The organism is Bacillus sp. G16, from assembly GCF_021282335.1.
GTDB lineage: Bacteria > Bacillota > Bacilli > Bacillales > Bacillaceae > Bacillus > Bacillus inaquosorum.
Genome location: NZ_JAJSOZ010000001.1, coordinates 134602 through 152424 on the forward strand (window position 1 = coordinate 134602; position 17823 = coordinate 152424).

Genomic DNA, 17823 nt, shown 5'->3' on the forward strand with positions numbered 1-17823 from the left:
AACGTTAATAGCTTAGTAACGTACAGAGATATGGGAGGTGGAAGAATGAAGCAGACTAAAAGGAAGCATCTCAAGACGTTATTTGAGACATTAGGCGAAAAACATCAGTTCAACGGGACGGTTCTGGCTGCGGAGGATGGCGATATCTTATATCATCACTCTTTCGGTTATGCGGAACTGAAGGAAAAACGCCCCTTGCAAACAAACTCTTTGTTTGAATTAGCATCTCTGTCAAAGCCTTTTACAGCTTTGGGAATCATATTGCTAGAGGAGAAGGGGATTCTTGGGTATGAAGACAAAGTGGAGCGCTGGCTGCCCGGTTTTCCGTATCAGGGCGTCACGATTCGGCAATTATTGAACCATACGTCAGGGCTTCCTGATTATATGGGATGGTTTTTTACCAATTGGGATCAATACAAGATTGCGGTGAATCAGGATATTGTGGATATGCTGATGAATGAGGGGCTGCCTGGTTATTTTGAACCGAATGAAGGCTGGCTGTACAGCAATACGGGGTATGTGCTGCTGGCGGTTATTATTGAAAAAGCATCCGGCAAGAGCTATGCGGATTATATGAAAACATGTATTTTTTCACTGGTCGGCATGAATGAAACGAGAGTGTATAATCGGAGGCTTCGGCCTGAGCGGATGGATCATTATGCATATGGATATGTGTATGATGTACATTCCGAAACGTACGTCCTACCTGATGATCTTGAGGAAACGAACTACGTTGTGTACCTTGATGGCATACAGGGAGATGGTACAGTTAACTCTGTCACCAGTGATTTGTTTCGATTTGATCAGGCTTTATATCAGGACAAATTGATCAGCGATGCTTCTAAGGAAGCCGCGTTCTCTCCTGTACAGCTGAACAATGGGGAAACAATCGATTACGGTTTTGGCTGGGTGCTGCAAAACAGTCATGAAAAAGGACGGATCGTCAGCCACAGCGGAGGATGGCCCGGCTATTCGACGACGATGATCCGATATATCGATCATCGTAAAACGCTGATCTATTTGAGTAATAAGGAAGAGGATGCTGAATATGAACAAGCGATTCTGCAAGCGGCGGAAAATATTCTATTTGGCCAGCCATATGAGATCCCAGAACGTCCTGCTGATAAAAAGAAAAAAGCAATTGATACGGCGATATACAGCTGCTATGTTGGCAGCTACTTATTTCAAGATGGGACGGCTGCACGGGTGACTGCTGAGAATAAACGGCTTTATTTGGAGATCACTGGACAGCTGAAACTAGAATTGTTTCCTTCCTCGGAAACCCGTTTCTTTCTGAGATCATTGTCTGTTGAAGTCGAATTTATGTTAGGTGATGATGCTGCGAAAAGCTTTATCCTCTATGAGGATGGCACAGAAGAAGAAGCGGTCCGTACCGAATTAGAAAGGAATGAACGTAATGATCGGAATATTAGCCGGAATGGGGCCAAAATCGACCTCGCCGTTTATTGATAAGGTAATTGATTACTGTCAGAAGCTGTATGGCGCTGCAAACGATATCGATTATCCGCACATGATGATCTATTCATGTCCGACACCCTTCTATGCAGATCGTCCCGTTGACCATGATGAGATGAAAAGAGCGATTATTGATGGAGCGGTAAAGCTCGAGAAGACAGGTATTGATTTCATTGCTCTTCCTTGTAATACGGCACATGTGTACTATGAAGAGATTCAGCAGGCATTGTCGGTTCCTTTGTTACATATCATTGAGGAAACGATAAAAGAGATTCCGCATCCTGCAAAAAAAGCGGTGGTTTTAGGAACAGAACCAACCATCCAATCCGCCATCTACCAAAAAGGGCTGGAGGCAAATGGACAAGAAGTTGTTCACAAGGACCATTGGCAGCAGGCTGTGAACCAGCTCATTGCCGGAATCAAACAGCCGAATCATATACCGCATACACAAGCATTGTGGCAGAAGCTATATGAAGAAATCAGTCAGCATGCAGACATCATTATTTCAGCCTGTACGGATTTAAATGCAGTGTTAGATCATATTCAAAGTGAGATTCCGATTATCGATTCCTCTGACTGTCTTGCAAAAAGCACTGTCAGCACATATCTTGCCTATCAAAGCTAACAAGGACTGTCTACAAACAGTCCTTGTTTTTTTATGCTCCTATTGTTTGACAGCTACATGCAATAATGTTAAAGTGAACATGTAAATAGTTACATGTTTTTTTCTGAAGGTGAGGTGGTGCTTGTGAAGAATCCGGTTTTAAAACCATTCGCCTCTTTAGAAATTAAGGTTGATCCGCCTTACCATTGGTGAGACAGACCTAGGACTGAGACGATTGATTCCGATTCGTTCGGGAACAATAACCGGAGAAGTAAAGGGACGTATTTTGCCGGGCGGTGCCGATTCACAAATCATTCGCGCTGACGGCAGAACAGATTTATCTGCCAGGTATGTAATCGAAACAGCAGATCATGAACTCATTTACATCGAAAACAATGGAATACGGCAAGTCAGCGAGCCGTTTCGAAAACAAGCCGCGGCCGGGGAAATCATTGATCCGGAGCATGTTTATTTCCGTACGGTGCCGACATTTGAAGCAGGCAGTGAAGCCTATCAATGGCTGCATGACCGCTTGTTTATCGGTTCCGCAGAAAGAACCCCTGATTACGTTCGACTAGACATTTATGAAGTACAGTAAAGACTAAGGAGAGTGTGAAAGATGGAAAACTTTATCGGAAGCCACATGATTTATACTTATGAAAACGGATGGGAATACGAGATCTATATTAAAAACGACCATACAATCGATTATAGAATTCATAGCGGAATGGTTGCCGGACGCTGGGTTCGGGATCAGGAAGTCAATATTGTCAAACTGACAGAAGGCGTATATAAAGTATCTTGGACAGAGCCGACAGGCACAGATGTTTCATTAAACTTTATGCCGAATGAAAAACGCATGCACGGGATTATTTTCTTCCCGAAATGGGTGCATGAACATCCTGAAATTACGGTCTGCTATCAAAATGACCACATTGATCTGATGAAAGAATCCCGCGAAAAATATGAAACGTATCCAAAATACGTTGTACCTGAATTTGCGGAAATTACATTTCTGAAAAACGAGGGTGCCGACAATGAAGAAGTGATTTCGAAAGCCCCTTATGAAGGAATGACAGACGATATTCGCGCGGGAAAATTGTAAGAAACGAAAAACCCGGAAAAGAGAGTTACTTCTCTTTCCCGGGTTTTCTTTTTGCTGAATATGCGGGAACCATCACAATTCCTGCGAAAAACAGTATGATTCCAGTCCAGCGTATGAGCTGATAATAGGTTGTGTCCCGTAAAAATACAACTGCAGACAAAATGATGATACAAGCTGCCACAACGATGACAGCGCCAATGTAGCCGGTTTTCCCCATGGTTATTCTCCTTTTGAAGGGAATCGTGACTGTTTTATGAGACATCGCTTTCTCTCCCTTTTTCCCCTATTATAAACAGATTTACCCTGCGGATTCGAATGTAAGCCCTTAACCAATATTCATCTTCCCATCGTTTTGAAAAAGGATTTGACTTCCTGGACGGTCAAACCGATTTCTCTTGCTTCCGCCATCAGCGCTTTCCATTCTTCTATATTGGATTCCGTTAATTTACGGTTGCGGTAAGAAGCGGTTTCGGGCTGTTCTTTCTTCAGTCTGTTCGTAAAAGTGAACAACTCTTCCTTTTCCATTCCGGCTTGTACGGCTTGCACAAGATGTACGCGCCATTCTTCTTCACCGCCGCTGATTTTTTCATACATCATTGTTTCTGCGTCGAATAATTCTGTTAATTCAACATCCAGTGTGGCGGAAACTTTTTTTAAAAATTGAACGGACGGATTCGTATGAACGCCTCTTTCAATCTTGCTTAAATAGGATTTAGATACACCTGACTCAACAGCCAGCTGATTTATAGAATAGCCTTTTCTTTTACGGTACAAACGGATAATTCTTCCAATCATGATATGTAATTCTCCTCTATTCCTGTCGTTATTTCGTTCATTATAAGGAATTATTCGTTCTTTATAAAATTTAAAATAATAAGGGAAGTGCAGTAAATAAGAGGAAAATCATGATTTTGTTCTCTAAAGAGAACTTATTGGCTTATTTTGCAATTTTTAAATAATAAAGTTTTCTTTTATAATCCAATCATTAACAGAAAGGGGCGCGGGAAGCCTGAAGGCTATGAATACATGAATGAGAATATGAGTTTTAAAGAATTATATGCGATTGTCAGACACAGATTCGTGCTGATTCTGCTCATCACAATCGGCGTCACCCTTATTACGGGGTTTGTGCAATTTAAGGTTATTTCCCCGACCTATCAGGCGTCGACGCAAGTGCTGGTTCATGAATCAGACGGTGAAGAAAACTCGAATCTCAGTGACATCCAGCGAAATCTTCAGTACAGCAGCACGTTCCAATCGATTATGAAAAGCACTGCCTTGATGGAAGAGGTCAAGGCGGAATTGCATCTTTCTGAATCGGCTTCCTCGCTGAAAGGAAAAGTGATTACCAGCAGTGAAAATGAATCAGAAATTATCACCGTTGCCGTCCAGGATCATGATCCGGCGAAAGCGGCTGAGATTGCGAACACATTAGTGAATAAGTTTGAAAAAGAAGTAGATGAAAGAATGAATGTACAAGGCGTGCATATTTTATCAGAGGCGAAGGCTTCGGAAAGCCCGATGATCAAGCCGACCCGGCTGCGAAATATGGTCATGGCTTTTGGCGCTGCTGTCATGGGCGGCATTACTCTGGCATTTTTTCTGCATTTTCTCGATGATTCGTGCAAAAGCGCACGTCAGCTCAGCGAGAGAACCGGATTGCCATGCTTAGGCTCCGTCCCTGATGTCCAAAAAGGGCGGAATCGCGGGATAAAACATTTCGGGGAGTGAAGCGAGTGATCTTTAGAAAAAAGAAAGCAAGGCGAGGTTTGGCTCAAATATCCGTTTTACACAATAAATCAATTGTTGCGGAACAATATCGCACCATTCGGACAAACATTGAGTTTTCATCCGTCCAGACCAACTTGCGGTCTATCCTCGTCACCTCCTCTGTGCCTGGTGAAGGTAAATCGTTCAGTGCAGCGAATCTTGCGGCTGTCTTTGCGCAGCAGCAGGAAAAGAAAGTGCTGCTGGTGGATGCCGATTTAAGAAAGCCGACCATCAATCAGACGTTCCAGGTTGAGAATGTAACCGGGCTGACAAATGTGCTGGTCGGTAATGCTTCACTCAGTGAGACGGTGCAAAAGACACCGATCGATAACTTATATGTGCTGACAAGCGGACCGACCCCCCCGAATCCGGCTGAACTGCTGTCTTCAAAAGCAATGGGAGATTTAATCTTGGACATCTATGAACAATTCAGCCTTGTCATCTTTGATTCCCCTCCGCTTTTGGCTGTTGCAGATGCTCAGATTTTAGCAAATCAGATAGACGGCAGCGTGCTCGTCGTTTTAAGCGGAAAAACGAAAACCGATACCGTCCTGAAAGCGAAGGATGCACTGGAACAATCCAATGCAAAGCTGTTAGGCGCACTTTTAAACAAAAAGAAAATGAAGAAATCGGAACACTATTCCTACTAAATGGATTGTTAAGGTGATGTCTCCTGACCTGTATCAATGGAGGCACTCGGCTCTGCTGTGGGCAGCTGATATTGCTGCCTTAGATGCTGGTCGTCGCTGGCGGGGCGTGAGGACGGGTTAAATGCCCACTTATCTGATATATACATAGGACGTGTTGTCGGTTTAGCTGCTGCCGATTTTTTTGAGGACGAAAACCGCCGCAGCTAAACCGATAAAAGAATTAGGGGGGAAAAGGTTGAGTTACCGGAGAAGACTGTCAATGATTATTGCGCTGGATACTTATCTCGTTTTAAATTCAGTTATTGCAGGATATCAATTTTTAAAAGATTCCTATCAATTTTATGACTCCGGAGCATTATTGCTTACCGCTGTCAGCTTGCTCCTCAGCTATCATGTATGTGCTTTCCTGTTCCGTCAGTATAAACAGGTGTGGACATACACCGGAATCGGCGAGCTGATCGTCCTGCTTAAGGGCATTACCCTTTCAGCCGCTGTGACCGGCGTCATACAGTATGCTGTGTATCATACGATGTTCTTCCGTCTGTTAACCGCATGCTGGGTGCTTCAGCTTTTGTCTATCGGAGGAACCCGTGTTTTGTCCAGAGTGTTAAAAGAAAGCATCAGAAAAAACCGCAGCGCCTCGTCCCGCGCCCTGATTATCGGGGCGGGCTCAGGAGGGACTTTGATGGTCAGGCAGCTGCTTTCAAAAGATGATCCTGACATCATACCTGTCGCTTTTATTGATGACGACCAAACGAAGCATAAATTAGAAATTATGGGGCTTCCCGTGATCGGCGGAAAAGAAAGTATCATGCCTGCGGTGCAAAAGCTCAAAATTAACTATATTATTATTGCCATTCCTTCACTCCGCACCCATGAGCTTCAGGTGTTATATAAAGAATGTGTGCGAACTGGAGTAAACATTAAAATTATGCCTCATTTTGATGAAATGCTGCTTGGCACACGAACTGCCGGGCAAATCAGAGATGTAAAAGCTGAGGATTTGCTCGGCAGAAAGCCGGTGACACTCGACACAAGCGAAATTTCGAACCGCATCAAGGGGAAAACAGTTCTCGTCACAGGAGCGGGCGGATCAATCGGCTCGGAAATCTGCCGGCAGATCAGCACGTTTCAGCCTAAGGAAATCATTCTGCTCGGCCATGGAGAAAACAGCATTCATTCAATTTATACAGAGCTGAACGGACGGTTCGGCAAACAGATTGTGTTCCATACGGAAATTGCGGATGTGCAGGACCGCGATAAAATGTTTACCTTGATGAAGAAGTACGAGCCGCACGTTGTCTACCATGCAGCTGCCCATAAGCATGTGCCTTTAATGGAACACAATCCTGAAGAGGCTGTCAAAAACAACATCATCGGAACAAAAAATGTCGCGGAAGCAGCCGATATGTCGGGAACAGAAACGTTCGTGCTGATTTCATCGGACAAAGCGGTGAACCCGGCCAATGTAATGGGGGCGACAAAACGTTTCGCCGAAATGATTATTATGAATCTCGGAAAAGTCAGCAGCACAAAATTTGTCGCTGTCCGCTTCGGCAATGTGCTCGGGAGCCGCGGCAGCGTCATTCCGATTTTCAAAAAACAGATTGAAAAAGGCGGCCCGGTGACGGTGACACATCCGGCGATGACCCGCTATTTCATGACGATTCCCGAGGCCTCAAGGCTTGTCATTCAGGCCGGGGCACTGGCGAAGGGGCGTCAGATTTTCGTTCTCGATATGGGAGAGCCCGTAAAGATTGTGGATCTTGCCAAAAACCTCATTCATTTGTCCGGCTACACGACTGAGCAGATTCCAATCGAATTCACAGGCATTCGTCCCGGTGAAAAAATGTATGAGGAATTGCTGAATAAAAATGAAGTGCACGCTGAACAAATCTTTCCGAAAATCCATATCGGCAAAGCGGTGGACGGCGATTGGCCAGTGCTGATGCGCTTTATCGAGGATTTTAATGAGCTGCCGGAAGCCGATATGAGAGCGAGGCTGTTTGCGGCGATCAATACATCAGACAAAATGACGGCTGCCAGTGTTCATTAGGGGGAGTGAAGATGACGAAAAAGATCTTGTTTTGCGCGACTGTTGATTATCATTTTAAGGCCTTTCACCTCCCTTACTTTAAATGGTTTAAACGAATGGGCTGGGAGGTTCATGTCGCCGCGAGCGGACAAACCAAGCTGCCGTATGTGGATGAGAAATTCTCAATCCCGATTCGCAGATCACCCTTTCATCCTCAGAATCTGGCCGTTTACAGACAGCTGAAGAACGTGATCGACACCAATCAATATGACATTGTCCATTGCCATACGCCGGTAGGCGGCGTGCTCGCCAGACTAGCGGCGAGGCAGGCAAGGCGGCATGGAACAAAGGTGCTGTACACAGCGCACGGCTTTCACTTCTGCAGCGGAGCGCCGATAAAAAATTGGCTTCTTTACTATCCGGTTGAGAAATGGCTTTCGGCATATACCGACTGCCTGATCACGATCAATGAAGAGGATTACACTCGGGCAAAAGGACTTCAAAGGCAAGGCGGCATGACGCAGAAAATTCACGGCATCGGCGTCAATACCGATCGGTTCCGGCCTGTCAGCCTGGAAGAACAGCAAAGACTCAGAGAAAAACACGGATTCCGTGAAGACGATTTTATATTGGTTTATCCGGCTGAGCTCAATCTGAACAAAAACCAGAAGCTGTTAATTGAAGCCGCAGCCTTGCTGAAAGATAAAATTCCGTCGCTCCGCCTTGTTTTTGCCGGAGAAGGGGCGATGGAACAAACGAATCGAACGTTGGCTGAAAAGCTTGGCGCTTCCGGCAATGTCCGCTTTTACGGCTTTTGCCGCGACATTCACGAGCTGATACAGCTGGCAGATGTATCTGTCGCATCCAGCATCAGAGAAGGCCTCGGCATGAATGTGCTTGAAGGGATGGCGGCGGAAAAACCGGCGATTGCCACGGATAACCGCGGGCATCGGGAAATTATCCGGGACGGAGAAAATGGTTTTTTGATCAAAATCGGTGACAGTGCCGCTTTTGCCCGCCGGATTGAACAGCTTTACAATCAGCCGGAACTCTGCAGAAGGCTGGGACAGGAAGGCCGAAAAACAGCCTTGCGCTTTTCGGAGGCGCGAACGGTAGAAGAAATGGCAGATATATATTCCGCGTACATGGAGATAAAGGAGAAAAGCGTATGAACTCAGGACCGAAAGTTTCTGTCATTATGGGCATTTATAATTGTGAACGCACTTTGGCGGAAAGCATTGAATCCATTCTCAGCCAATCCTATAAAAATTGGGAGCTGATTATGTGCGATGATGCGTCAACAGACGGCACGCTCCGCATTGCGAAGCAGTATGCCGCTCATTACAGCGACCGCATCAAGCTGATTCAAAACAAAACAAACAAGCGGCTTGCCGCCTCATTAAATCATTGTCTTTCGCATGCGACAGGCGAGTATATCGCCCGCCAGGATGGCGATGACCTTTCGTTCCCGCGCCGTCTGGAAAAGCAGGTCGCGTTTTTAGAAAAACACCGCCACTATCAGGTGGTTGGCACCGGCATGCTTGTATTTGATGAATGTGGCGTAAGAGGCACCCGCATCCTGCCTTCTGTTCCGGAGCCGGCCATCATGGCAAAAGGGACCCCGTTTTGCCACGGAACGATTATGATGAGAGCCAGCGCCTACCGCACGCTGAAAGGCTACCGTTCGGTGCGGCGGACGAGACGGATGGAGGATATTGATTTGTGGCTTCGCTTTTTTGAAGAGGGCTTCAGGGGCTACAATCTCCAGGAGGCCTTGTATAAAGTAAGGGAAGACAGCGATGCATTCAAACGGCGGTCATTTACGTATTCAATCGACAATGCCATCCTTGTCTATCAGGCATGCAGACGTTTGAAGCTCCCTTTATCTGATTACATATATATCGCAAAACCGTTAATCCGCGCGTTTATGCCTCCAGCCGTGATGAATCGCTACCACAAAAAAAGAGTGACGAACCAAAAGGAAGGGCTTGTCAAGCATGAATAACAGCCAAAAACGCGTGCTCCATGTTCTCAGCGGCATGAACAGGGGCGGCGCGGAAACCATGGTGATGAATTTATATCGGAAAATGGACAGAAGCAAAGTACAATTTGATTTTTTAACGTATCGAAATGATCCGTGCGCTTATGATGAAGAAATTTTATCTTTAGGCGGGCGGCTTTTTTATGTCCCGAGCATCGGACAAAGCAATCCCCTTACATTTGTGAGGAATGTAAGAAACACGATAAAAGAAAACGGGCCGTTCAGCGCGGTCCATGCCCACACGGATTTTCAAACGGGCTTTATCGCCCTTGCGGCAAGGCTTGCCGGAGTGCCGGTCAGGGTATGCCATTCCCACAATACGTCGTGGAAAACCGGCTTCAATTGGAAGGATCGCCTGCAGCTGATGGTGTTTAGGCGGCTTATCTTGGCGAATGCGACAGCATTGTGTGCCTGCGGAGAGGATGCGGGCACGTTTTTATTCGGGCAGTCCAACATGGAACGGGAGCGCGTTCATCTCCTTCCGAACGGGATTGATCTTGATTTGTTCGCCCCAAATGGGCAGAGGGCTGATGAAGAAAAAACAGCACGCGGCATAGCGGCTGACCGTCTGATCATTGGCCATGTGGCCCGGTTTCATGAAGTGAAAAACCACGCGTTTCTGCTAAAGCTTGCCGCACATCTCAAGGAACGAGGGGTTCGCTTTCAGCTCGTTCTCGCAGGAGACGGGCCGCTGCGCGAGAAAATGGAAGAGGAGGTGCGGCGGCAGAATCTGCTTTCAGAGGTCCTCTTTTTAGGCACTGAAGAACGCATTCATGAATTGATGCGCACATTTGATGTGTTTGTCATGCCGTCTTTGTACGAAGGCTTGCCGGTTGTGCTTGTGGAAGCGCAGGCATCGGGGCTTCCATGCATCATTTCAGACAACATTACAGAAAAAGTCGACGCCGGTCTCGGGCTTGTGACGAGATTGAGTCTTTCTGAGCCGATCGGTATCTGGGCTGAAACCATTGCAAGGGCGGCCGCCTCAGGCAGGCCGAAGCGGGAGCTCATCAAAGAAACACTTGCCGAACTCGGCTACGATGCACAGCAAAATGTAGGAGAGCTGCTGAATGTGTACAACATCAGCAGCGGAAAAGGACTATAAACGATGATTGTATATGCCGTCAATATGGGAATTGTATATATTTGGTCTTGGTTCGCTAAAATGTGCGGCGGCCGTGACGATTCGCTCGCCACGGGGTATCGGCCGAATAAGCTTCTGATTTGGATTCCGCTCGCCTCACTTGTGCTCGTGTCGGGTCTCCGCTACAGAGTCGGCACGGATTTTCAGACGTACACGCTGCTGTACGAAATGGCGGGCGATTATCAAAATGTGTGGCAGATATTCGGTTTCGGCACAGCGAAAATGGCGACAGATCCGGGCTTTACCGCACTGCTTTGGCTGATGAATTTCATCACGAAAGATCCCCAAATCATGTATATAACGGTTGCGGCCGTGACCTACAGCTTTATTATGAAGACACTCGCTGACTACGGAAGGCCGTTTGAGCTGAGTGTCTTTTTATTTTTAGGAACCTTCCATTATTACGCGTCTTTTAACGGCATCAGGCAATACATGGTGGCCGCTGCTTTGTTTTGGGCGATCCGTTATATCATCAGCGGGAACTGGAAGCGATATTTTCTGATCGTGCTGATCAGCTCGCTCTTTCATTCCTCGGCGCTGATTATGATTCCAGTGTACTTTATTGTCAGAAGAAAAGCCTGGTCACCGGCAATATTCGGCCTATCCGCTTTATTTCTCGGCATGACGTTTTTATATCAAAAATTTATTTCTGTGTTTGTCGTTGTGCTTGAAAACAGCTCATACAGTCATTATGAAAAATGGCTCATGACAAACACAAATGGAATGAATGTGATCAAAATCGCTGTCTTGGTTCTGCCGCTGTTTCTCGCCTTTTGCTACAGAGCGCGTCTGCGGAAGCTGTGGCCGCAAATCGATATCGTCGTCAATTTGTGCCTGCTCGGGTTTTTGTTCGGGCTTTTGGCCACAAAGGACGTGATCTTTGCCAGATTCAATATCTATTTCGGCCTGTATCAAATGATCTTAGTCCCTTATTTCGTCAGGATCTTTGATGAAAAATCGAATGCCCTTATCTATATCGCTATCGTTGTTTGTTATTTTCTTTACAGTTATTTGCTTATGCCGGTTGATTCGTCCGTTCTGCCCTACAGAACGATTTTTTCCCGGTAATTTATGCAAGAGGAGCCGGTCATTATGGAAACACCTGCAGTTAGTCTGTTAGTCGCTGTTTATAACACAGAAACATATATCAAAACATGTCTCGAATCGCTGCGTAATCAGACGGTGGACAATATTGAAATCATCGTCGTCAATGACGGTTCAGCAGACGCCAGCCCGGATATCGCGGAGGAATACGCCAAAAACGACAACAGGTTCAGAGTGATACATCAGGAGAATCAAGGGCTCGGCGCGGTTCGGAATAAAGGCATCGAGGCGGCACGCGGCGAGTTTATCGCGTTTATCGATTCAGACGATTGGATCGAGCCTGATTATTGCGAGCGGATGCTCCAGGCAGCAGGCGATGAAACTGATCTGGTCATTTGTAATTACGCCGCGGAATTTGAGGATACTGGAAAAACGATGCTCTCTGACATTGCGGAAACCTATCAGGGGCAGCCGAAGGAGCACTATATCAAGGCGTTATTCGAAGGGAAGGTCAGAGGGTTTTCATGGAACAAACTTTACAGAAGAAGCATGATTGAAGCACACCGGCTGTCGTTTCCGCTCCGAGGCGAGCTGGAGCATGTCGAGGATCAGTTTTTCAGCTTCCGGGCTCATTTTTTCGCCCGTTCGGTATCCTATGTAAAAGCGCCGCTCTATCATTACAGAATTCACCTATCATCCATCGTGCAGCGCTATCAGAAAAAACTGTTTGAATCAGGACTTGCGCTGTATGAGGCGAATGCGGCTTTTTTACAGGAGAACAACAAAATGGAGGAGTACCGAAAGGAGCTTGATACCTTTATCGTGCTTCACAGCAGCATCTGTATGCTGAACGAATGGAAAACAAGCGGCAGCGGCCGGCTGTTTGAAAAGCTTAGAAATGTCGGCGTGATTTGCGCGGACCCGGTGTTTCAGGAGAGCCTCTCAAAAACGGGTACTGCGCCTTTTGATGCAAAACGGTCATGCCTGCTTCTGATGGCGAAATACAGAATGATTCCGTTCGTCGCTATGGCGTCGGCCGTGTATCAGCGGGTAATCGAGTACAAAATGAGAAACAGAGGGTGAGGACATGTCGTTACAATCGTTGAAAATCAATCTTGCAGAATGGCTGCTGCTTAAGGTCAAATACCCGTCCCAATATTGGCTGGGTGCGGCCGATCAGTCGGTAAAGGCCGCAGCACATCAGAAAAAAATCATACTGACCCTGCTGCCGTCTCATGACAATTTGGGAGACCACGCGATTGCTTATGCCAGCAAGGCATTTCTTGAGCGGGAATATCCCGATTTTGACATCGTCGAAGTCGATATGAAGGACATTTACAAATCAGCGAAAGCGCTGCTCCGCTCACGCCATCCGGAGGATATGGTCTTTATCATCGGCGGCGGAAACATGGGGGATTTATACCGTTATGAGGAGTGGACGCGCCGCTTTATCATTAAAACATTTCACGACTATCGAGTTGTCCAGCTTCCGGCAACGGCTCATTTTTCTGACACGAAAAAGGGGCGCAAAGAGCTGAAACGGGCACAGAAAATTTATAATGCGCACCCCGGCCTATTGCTGATGGCTCGGGATGAAACAACGTATCAATTTATGAAACGGCATTTTCAAGAAAAAACGATTTTGAAGCAGCCGGACATGGTGCTGTATTTAAATAGAAGCAAGACCCCCGCAGAGCGCGAAGGGGTTTATATGTGTTTGCGCGAGGATCAGGAAAGCGTCCTTCGGGAGGATGAGAGAAACCGGGTCAAGGCGGCGCTTTTTGCAGAATTCGGCGAAATCCAATCCTTTACGACAACGATTGGGCGCCGGGTCAGCCGCGATTCACGGGAGCAGGAGCTTGAAGCGCTGTGGTCTAAGCTGCAAAGCGCAGAAGCTGTTGTCACTGACAGGCTTCACGGCATGATTTTTTGCGCACTGACAGGAACGCCGTGTGTCGTCATCCGTTCCTTTGACCACAAGGTGATGGAAGGCTATCAATGGCTCAAAGACATCCCATTCATGAAGCTGATTGAACATCCGGACCCCGAGCGCGTGACAGACGCAGTAAAAGAGCTGTTAACAAAAGAAACACCCCGTGCCGGCTTTCCGAGAGATGTGTATTTTAAAGGGCTGCGGGACAAAATCAGCGGTGAAGCGCAATGAACCCGCTCGTCAGCATTATTGTTCCGATGTATAACGTTGAACCATTTATAGAGGAATGCATTGACTCACTGCTTCGTCAAACGCTTTCTGATATTGAAATCATCCTCGTGAATGACGGAACCCCGGATCGTTCAGGCGAGATTGCAGAGGACTATGCAAAACGGGATGCGAGAATCCGGGTCATGCATCAGACAAACGGCGGGCTGAGTTCAGCACGAAATGCGGGAATAAAGGCCGCGCGGGGCACGTACATCGGCTTTGTCGATGGAGACGATTATGTATCTTCCGCCATGTTCCAGAGGCTGATTGAAGAAGCGGAGGAGAACCGGCTCGACATCGCTGGATGCGGTTTTTACAAGCAGTCAGCGGACAGTCGGGTATATGTGCCGCCGCAGCTTGACACAAACCGCGTGCTGACAAAAGCGGAAATTGCTGAACGGCTCAAACATGCTCACGAAACGAGATTTATCTGGTATGTATGGCGTTATGTTTATCGCCGTGAGCTTTTGGAAAGGGCGAATCTGCTGTTTGATGAAGACATCCGTTTTGCCGAAGACTCCCCCTTCAATTTGTCCGCTTTTTTCGAAGCGGAGCGGGTGAAAATGCTGGATGAAGGCTTGTACATCTATCGTGAAAACCCGAACAGCCTGACAGAAATGCCTTATAAGCCGGCGATGGATGAACAGATTCAAAAGCAATATCAGGCTAAAATCGCATTCTACAATCATTACGGTTTAGCAGGTGCATGCAAAGAAGATTTAAATGTGTACATTTGCAAGCACCAGCTTCCGATGCTTCTGGCAAATGCCTGTGCTTCTCCAAATCCGCCGAAAGACATCAAAAAGCAGATCAGGCAGATTTTATCCTATGACATGGTGCGGCAGGCTGTCAGAAATACACCGTTTCAGCATGAGAAATTATTAAGAGGCGAGCGTTTGGTATTAGGCCTGTGCAAATTGCGGCTCATATTTCTCATCAAGCTGTTTTTCGAGCAGCGGGGGACGATGAAAGGCAGTGCGAAGCAGGCATGAAATTCACGATAAACTTCAGCGCTAATCTCACGGCTTTTCTCTTGTCCGTATTCCTGTCAGTCTGGATGACGCCTTTTATTGTCAAAACGCTTGGTGTGGAAGCGTTCGGCTTTGTTCATTTGACACAAAATGTGATTAATTACTTTTCAATTATCACCGTGGCGCTCAGCTCGGTTGTTGTGCGGTTCTTTTCTGTCGCCGCCCACAGGGGAGAGCGGGATAAAGCAAATGCGTATATCAGCAACTATTTGGCGGCGTCTGTTCTAATATCATTGCTTCTTTTGCTGCCTCTTGCGGGTTCGGCTTTTTTTATTGACCGTATCATGAACGTGCCGCCAGCGCTTTTGGCTGATGTGCGTTTGTCGATTTTGATCGGCAGTCTGCTGTTCATTTTAACGTTTCTGATGGCGGGTTTCGGCGCTGCTCCATTTTATGCCAACCGCCTATACATCACCAGCTCAATTCAGGCGGTGCAAATGCTAGTACGCGTGCTGTCTGTGCTGCTCTTGTTTGCATGCTTCACGCCGAAAATCTGGCAGATCCAGCTTGCCGCTTTAGCTGGTGCTGCCATCGCGTCTGTGCTGTCTTTCTATTTCTTCAAAAAGCTGATTCCGTGGTTCTCGTTTCGTATGAAGGATCTTTCATTCCGCACAAGCAAGGAGCTGTTTCAGGCGGGCACATGGAGCTCCGTCAATCAAATCGGCGTCCTGCTTTTTTTGCAGATTGATCTATTAACCGCCAATTTGGTGCTGGGGGCGTCTGCATCCGGGAAATACGCGGCGATAATCCAGTTTCCGCTGCTGCTGCGCAGCTTGGCTGGAACAGTCGCATCCCTGTTTGCACCGCTTATGACTTCGTATTATTCAAAAGGCGATATGGACGGATTGGTGAATTACGCTAACAAGGCAGTGAGGCTGAACGGTCTTCTGCTTGCGCTTCCCGCTGCCTTATTGGGCGGTTTGGCGGGGCCTTTTCTGACGATCTGGCTCGGACCGTCCTTTTCGTCTATAGCACCGCTTTTATATATTCATGCCGGATACTTAGTGGTCAGCCTCGCCTTTATGCCAATGTTCTATATATGGACCGCCTTTAATAAACAAAAAACACCGGCGATCGTTACCCTGCTGTTAGGCGCGGTGAATGTGGTGCTGGCCGTCGCGCTGAGCGGGCCGGCTCATCTCGGCCTGTACGGCATTACATTGGCCGGGGCGATTTCCCTTATTTTAAAAAATGCCATTTTTACGCCGCTTTACGTATCCCGCATTACCGGCTACAAAAAGCACGTGTTCTTCAAAGGCATAATCGGGCCTCTTTCAGCAGCTGCGTTTGCCTGGGCGGTCTGTGAGGCGATCCGGTTCTTTGTGAAGATTGACGGCTGGACATCATTGATAGCAGCGGGAATGACAGTCAGCTGCTGCTACGCCGTTTTCGCTTTTACGCTCGTTTGTACGAAAGAGGAAAGACAGCTGGTACTGAAACGGTTTCGAAAAACGAAAGGAGCTGTGAATCTTTGATCCTGAAACGACTTTTTGATCTGACGGCCGCCATTCTTTTATTGTGCTGTACGAGTGTCATCATTTTGCTCACCATCGCCGTTGTCAGGCTGAAAATAGGATCCCCTGTTTTTTTTAAGCAAGTAAGGCCGGGCCTGCACGGCAAACCGTTCACCCTTTATAAATTCCGAACGATGACGGATGAACGGGACAGTGAAGGAAATCTGCTGCCTGATGAAGTCCGGCTGACGAAAACGGGCAGGCTGATCAGGAAGTTGAGCATCGATGAGCTTCCGCAGCTGCTGAATGTCCTAAAAGGCGATCTCAGCCTTGTCGGTCCGCGGCCGCTTTTGATGGACTATCTGCCGCTTTATACAGAAAAGCAGGCACGGCGCCATGAGGTGAAGCCGGGTATCACAGGCTGGGCGCAAATCAACGGCAGAAACGCAATTTCCTGGGAAAAGAAATTTGAATTCGATGTTTGGTACGTTGACAACCGATCATTTTTTCTCGATTTGAAAATTTTATGTTTGACGGTGCGAAAAGTGCTTGTTTCAGAAGGGATTCAGCAAACCAATCATGTGACGGCGGAACGGTTTACAGGAAGCGGAGATGTGTCCTCATGAGAAACGTGGCCATTGTGGGTGACGGCGGACACGGAAAGGTGATCAGAGAGCTGATAAACGCCCGGCCAGACACGCGCTTAACCGCTGTGCTGGATGATAAATTCAGATCGTTTGAAGCCGGAAAAGAGTGGTGCACAGGCCCGCCGGAAGCCATTTCTGAAGTGCGCAGGCTGGTCCCCGATGTGTTGTTCCTGATCGCCATCGGAAACAACAGTGTCAGAAAACAGCTGGCAGAGCGACTGGGACTGAAGAAAGAAGATTTCATTACATTGATTCACCCGACAGCCATCGTCAGCAAGTCCGCTGTCATCGGGGAAGGGACCGTAATTATGGCGGGCGCGATCATTCAGGCGGATGCGCGTATCGGCGCCCACTGTATCATCAATACTGGTGCAGTGGCAGAGCACGACAACCAAATCAGCGATTATGTCCATCTTTCCCCGCGTGTCACGCTGTCAGGAGCGGTTGTTGTTCAGGAAGGCGCTCATGTCGGAACCGGCGCGTCCGTCATACCGCAGCTCACAATCGGGGCCTGGAGCACTGTCGGCGCCGGCTCCGCGGTGATCCGTTCCATACCGGACAGGGTAACGGCGGCCGGTGCCCCGGCGCGTATTATTTCTTCCATTCAAACATAAAACAA

At 47.4% G+C, this 17823-nt stretch carries 17 protein-coding genes and 2 pseudogenes; 17 read left to right on the top strand and 2 right to left on the bottom strand.

All coding sequences use genetic code 11. The features are described 5' to 3' along the window. Positions 1-45: 45 nt before the first annotated feature. From LWH95_RS00650 to padC, 4 genes and pseudogenes are all read left to right on the top strand, one after another. The gene (locus tag LWH95_RS00650) at positions 46-1470 is read left to right on the top strand and encodes a serine hydrolase (RefSeq protein ID WP_232918751.1); all 1425 of its coding nucleotides are present in this window, start codon (positions 46-48) and stop codon (positions 1468-1470) included. Further along, positions 1418-2101 (top strand): aspartate/glutamate racemase family protein, encoded by a 684-nt coding sequence (locus LWH95_RS00655; protein ID WP_019259537.1) that lies wholly within the window; start codon positions 1418-1420, stop codon positions 2099-2101. The genes LWH95_RS00650 and LWH95_RS00655 overlap by 53 nt, the downstream gene beginning before the upstream one ends. 123 nt (positions 2102-2224) lie before the next feature. After that, positions 2225-2678, top strand: a pseudogene (locus LWH95_RS00660) (DUF3237 domain-containing protein). Between the two features lie 21 nt (positions 2679-2699). Next, on the top strand, positions 2700-3185 hold the full coding sequence (gene padC / locus LWH95_RS00665; RefSeq protein ID WP_003235304.1) for a phenolic acid decarboxylase: 486 nt from the start codon (positions 2700-2702) through the stop codon (positions 3183-3185). 25 nt (positions 3186-3210) lie between these two features. On the opposite strand, the gene LWH95_RS00670 is transcribed toward padC, so the two are convergent. Together LWH95_RS00670 and slrR are read right to left on the bottom strand one after the other, a co-directional pair. Further along, a complete protein-coding gene (locus LWH95_RS00670; RefSeq protein ID WP_003235302.1) occupies positions 3211-3402 on the bottom strand; it encodes a hypothetical protein in 192 nt (63 codons plus the stop codon). A gap of 119 nt (positions 3403-3521) precedes the next feature. Then, positions 3522-3980 carry an HTH-type transcriptional regulator SlrR gene (slrR, locus tag LWH95_RS00675; protein WP_060399540.1) on the bottom strand — a complete coding sequence of 153 codons (459 nt, stop codon included), beginning with the start codon at positions 3978-3980 and terminating at the stop codon, positions 3522-3524. Between the two features lie 231 nt (positions 3981-4211). Between slrR and LWH95_RS00680 the strand changes: the two genes are divergently transcribed. From LWH95_RS00680 to LWH95_RS00740, 13 genes and pseudogenes are all read left to right on the top strand, one after another. Continuing rightward, positions 4212-4916, top strand: coding sequence for a YveK family protein (locus LWH95_RS00680; RefSeq protein ID WP_232918752.1), 705 nt, complete (start codon positions 4212-4214; stop codon positions 4914-4916). A gap of 5 nt (positions 4917-4921) precedes the next feature. Beyond that, on the top strand, positions 4922-5605 hold the full coding sequence (epsB, locus tag LWH95_RS00685; protein WP_232918753.1) for a protein tyrosine kinase EpsB: 684 nt from the start codon (positions 4922-4924) through the stop codon (positions 5603-5605). 235 nt (positions 5606-5840) lie between these two features. Then, positions 5841-7661, top strand: coding sequence for a polysaccharide biosynthesis protein (locus LWH95_RS00690; protein WP_232918754.1), 1821 nt, complete (start codon positions 5841-5843; stop codon positions 7659-7661). Positions 7662-7672: 11 nt separating this feature from the next. Continuing rightward, positions 7673-8812 (top strand): glycosyltransferase family 4 protein, encoded by a 1140-nt coding sequence (locus tag LWH95_RS00695; RefSeq protein WP_232918755.1) that lies wholly within the window; start codon positions 7673-7675, stop codon positions 8810-8812. Then, entirely contained in the window at positions 8809-9645 is an 837-nt protein-coding gene (gene epsE, locus LWH95_RS00700) for a glycosyltransferase EpsE (protein ID WP_060399538.1), read from the top strand. Before LWH95_RS00695 ends, epsE begins: the two co-directional genes overlap by 4 nt. After that, a pseudogene (locus tag LWH95_RS00705) lies at positions 9638-10793 on the top strand (glycosyltransferase family 1 protein). The gene epsE and the pseudogene LWH95_RS00705 overlap by 8 nt, the downstream one beginning before the upstream one ends. Further along, on the top strand, positions 10790-11893 hold the full coding sequence (epsG, locus tag LWH95_RS00710) for a biofilm exopolysaccharide biosynthesis protein EpsG (RefSeq protein WP_119914313.1): 1104 nt from the start codon (positions 10790-10792) through the stop codon (positions 11891-11893). Before LWH95_RS00705 ends, epsG begins: the two are co-directional and overlap by 4 nt. A 24-nt stretch (positions 11894-11917) precedes the next feature. Further along, positions 11918-12952 carry a glycosyltransferase family 2 protein gene (locus LWH95_RS00715; protein ID WP_232918757.1) on the top strand — a complete coding sequence of 345 codons (1035 nt, stop codon included), beginning with the start codon at positions 11918-11920 and terminating at the stop codon, positions 12950-12952. A 4-nt stretch (positions 12953-12956) separates the two neighbouring features. Further along, the gene (locus LWH95_RS00720) at positions 12957-14033 is read left to right on the top strand and encodes a polysaccharide pyruvyl transferase family protein (protein ID WP_232918758.1); all 1077 of its coding nucleotides are present in this window, start codon (positions 12957-12959) and stop codon (positions 14031-14033) included. Beyond that, on the top strand, positions 14030-15064 hold the full coding sequence (locus LWH95_RS00725; protein WP_232918759.1) for a glycosyltransferase: 1035 nt from the start codon (positions 14030-14032) through the stop codon (positions 15062-15064). The genes LWH95_RS00720 and LWH95_RS00725 overlap by 4 nt, the downstream gene beginning before the upstream one ends. Continuing rightward, on the top strand, positions 15061-16578 hold the full coding sequence (locus tag LWH95_RS00730) for an MATE family efflux transporter (protein ID WP_232918760.1): 1518 nt from the start codon (positions 15061-15063) through the stop codon (positions 16576-16578). The genes LWH95_RS00725 and LWH95_RS00730 overlap by 4 nt, the downstream gene beginning before the upstream one ends. Beyond that, positions 16575-17183, top strand: coding sequence for a sugar transferase (locus LWH95_RS00735; protein ID WP_003235274.1), 609 nt, complete (start codon positions 16575-16577; stop codon positions 17181-17183). Before LWH95_RS00730 ends, LWH95_RS00735 begins: the two co-directional genes overlap by 4 nt. Beyond that, complete coding sequence (locus LWH95_RS00740) at positions 17180-17818, top strand: acetyltransferase (RefSeq protein WP_060399531.1); 639 nt, start codon at positions 17180-17182, stop codon at positions 17816-17818. The genes LWH95_RS00735 and LWH95_RS00740 overlap by 4 nt, the downstream gene beginning before the upstream one ends. Positions 17819-17823: the final 5 nt, after the last annotated feature.

Coding starts and splice junctions, on each gene's coding strand:
- LWH95_RS00650 (WP_232918751.1), top strand. CDS start 46: ATGAAGCAGACTAAAAGGAAGCATCTCAAGACGTTATTTGAGACATTA.
- LWH95_RS00655 (WP_019259537.1), top strand. CDS start 1,418: ATGATCGGAATATTAGCCGGAATGGGGCCAAAATCGACCTCGCCGTTT.
- padC (WP_003235304.1), top strand. CDS start 2,700: ATGGAAAACTTTATCGGAAGCCACATGATTTATACTTATGAAAACGGA.
- LWH95_RS00670 (WP_003235302.1), bottom strand. CDS start 3,402: ATGGGGAAAACCGGCTACATTGGCGCTGTCATCGTTGTGGCAGCTTGT.
- slrR (WP_060399540.1), bottom strand. CDS start 3,980: ATGATTGGAAGAATTATCCGTTTGTACCGTAAAAGAAAAGGCTATTCT.
- LWH95_RS00680 (WP_232918752.1), top strand. CDS start 4,212: ATGAATGAGAATATGAGTTTTAAAGAATTATATGCGATTGTCAGACAC.
- LWH95_RS00695 (WP_232918755.1), top strand. CDS start 7,673: ATGACGAAAAAGATCTTGTTTTGCGCGACTGTTGATTATCATTTTAAG.
- epsE (WP_060399538.1), top strand. CDS start 8,809: ATGAACTCAGGACCGAAAGTTTCTGTCATTATGGGCATTTATAATTGT.
- epsG (WP_119914313.1), top strand. CDS start 10,790: ATGATTGTATATGCCGTCAATATGGGAATTGTATATATTTGGTCTTGG.
- LWH95_RS00715 (WP_232918757.1), top strand. CDS start 11,918: ATGGAAACACCTGCAGTTAGTCTGTTAGTCGCTGTTTATAACACAGAA.
- LWH95_RS00720 (WP_232918758.1), top strand. CDS start 12,957: ATGTCGTTACAATCGTTGAAAATCAATCTTGCAGAATGGCTGCTGCTT.
- LWH95_RS00725 (WP_232918759.1), top strand. CDS start 14,030: ATGAACCCGCTCGTCAGCATTATTGTTCCGATGTATAACGTTGAACCA.
- LWH95_RS00730 (WP_232918760.1), top strand. CDS start 15,061: ATGAAATTCACGATAAACTTCAGCGCTAATCTCACGGCTTTTCTCTTG.
- LWH95_RS00740 (WP_060399531.1), top strand. CDS start 17,180: ATGAGAAACGTGGCCATTGTGGGTGACGGCGGACACGGAAAGGTGATC.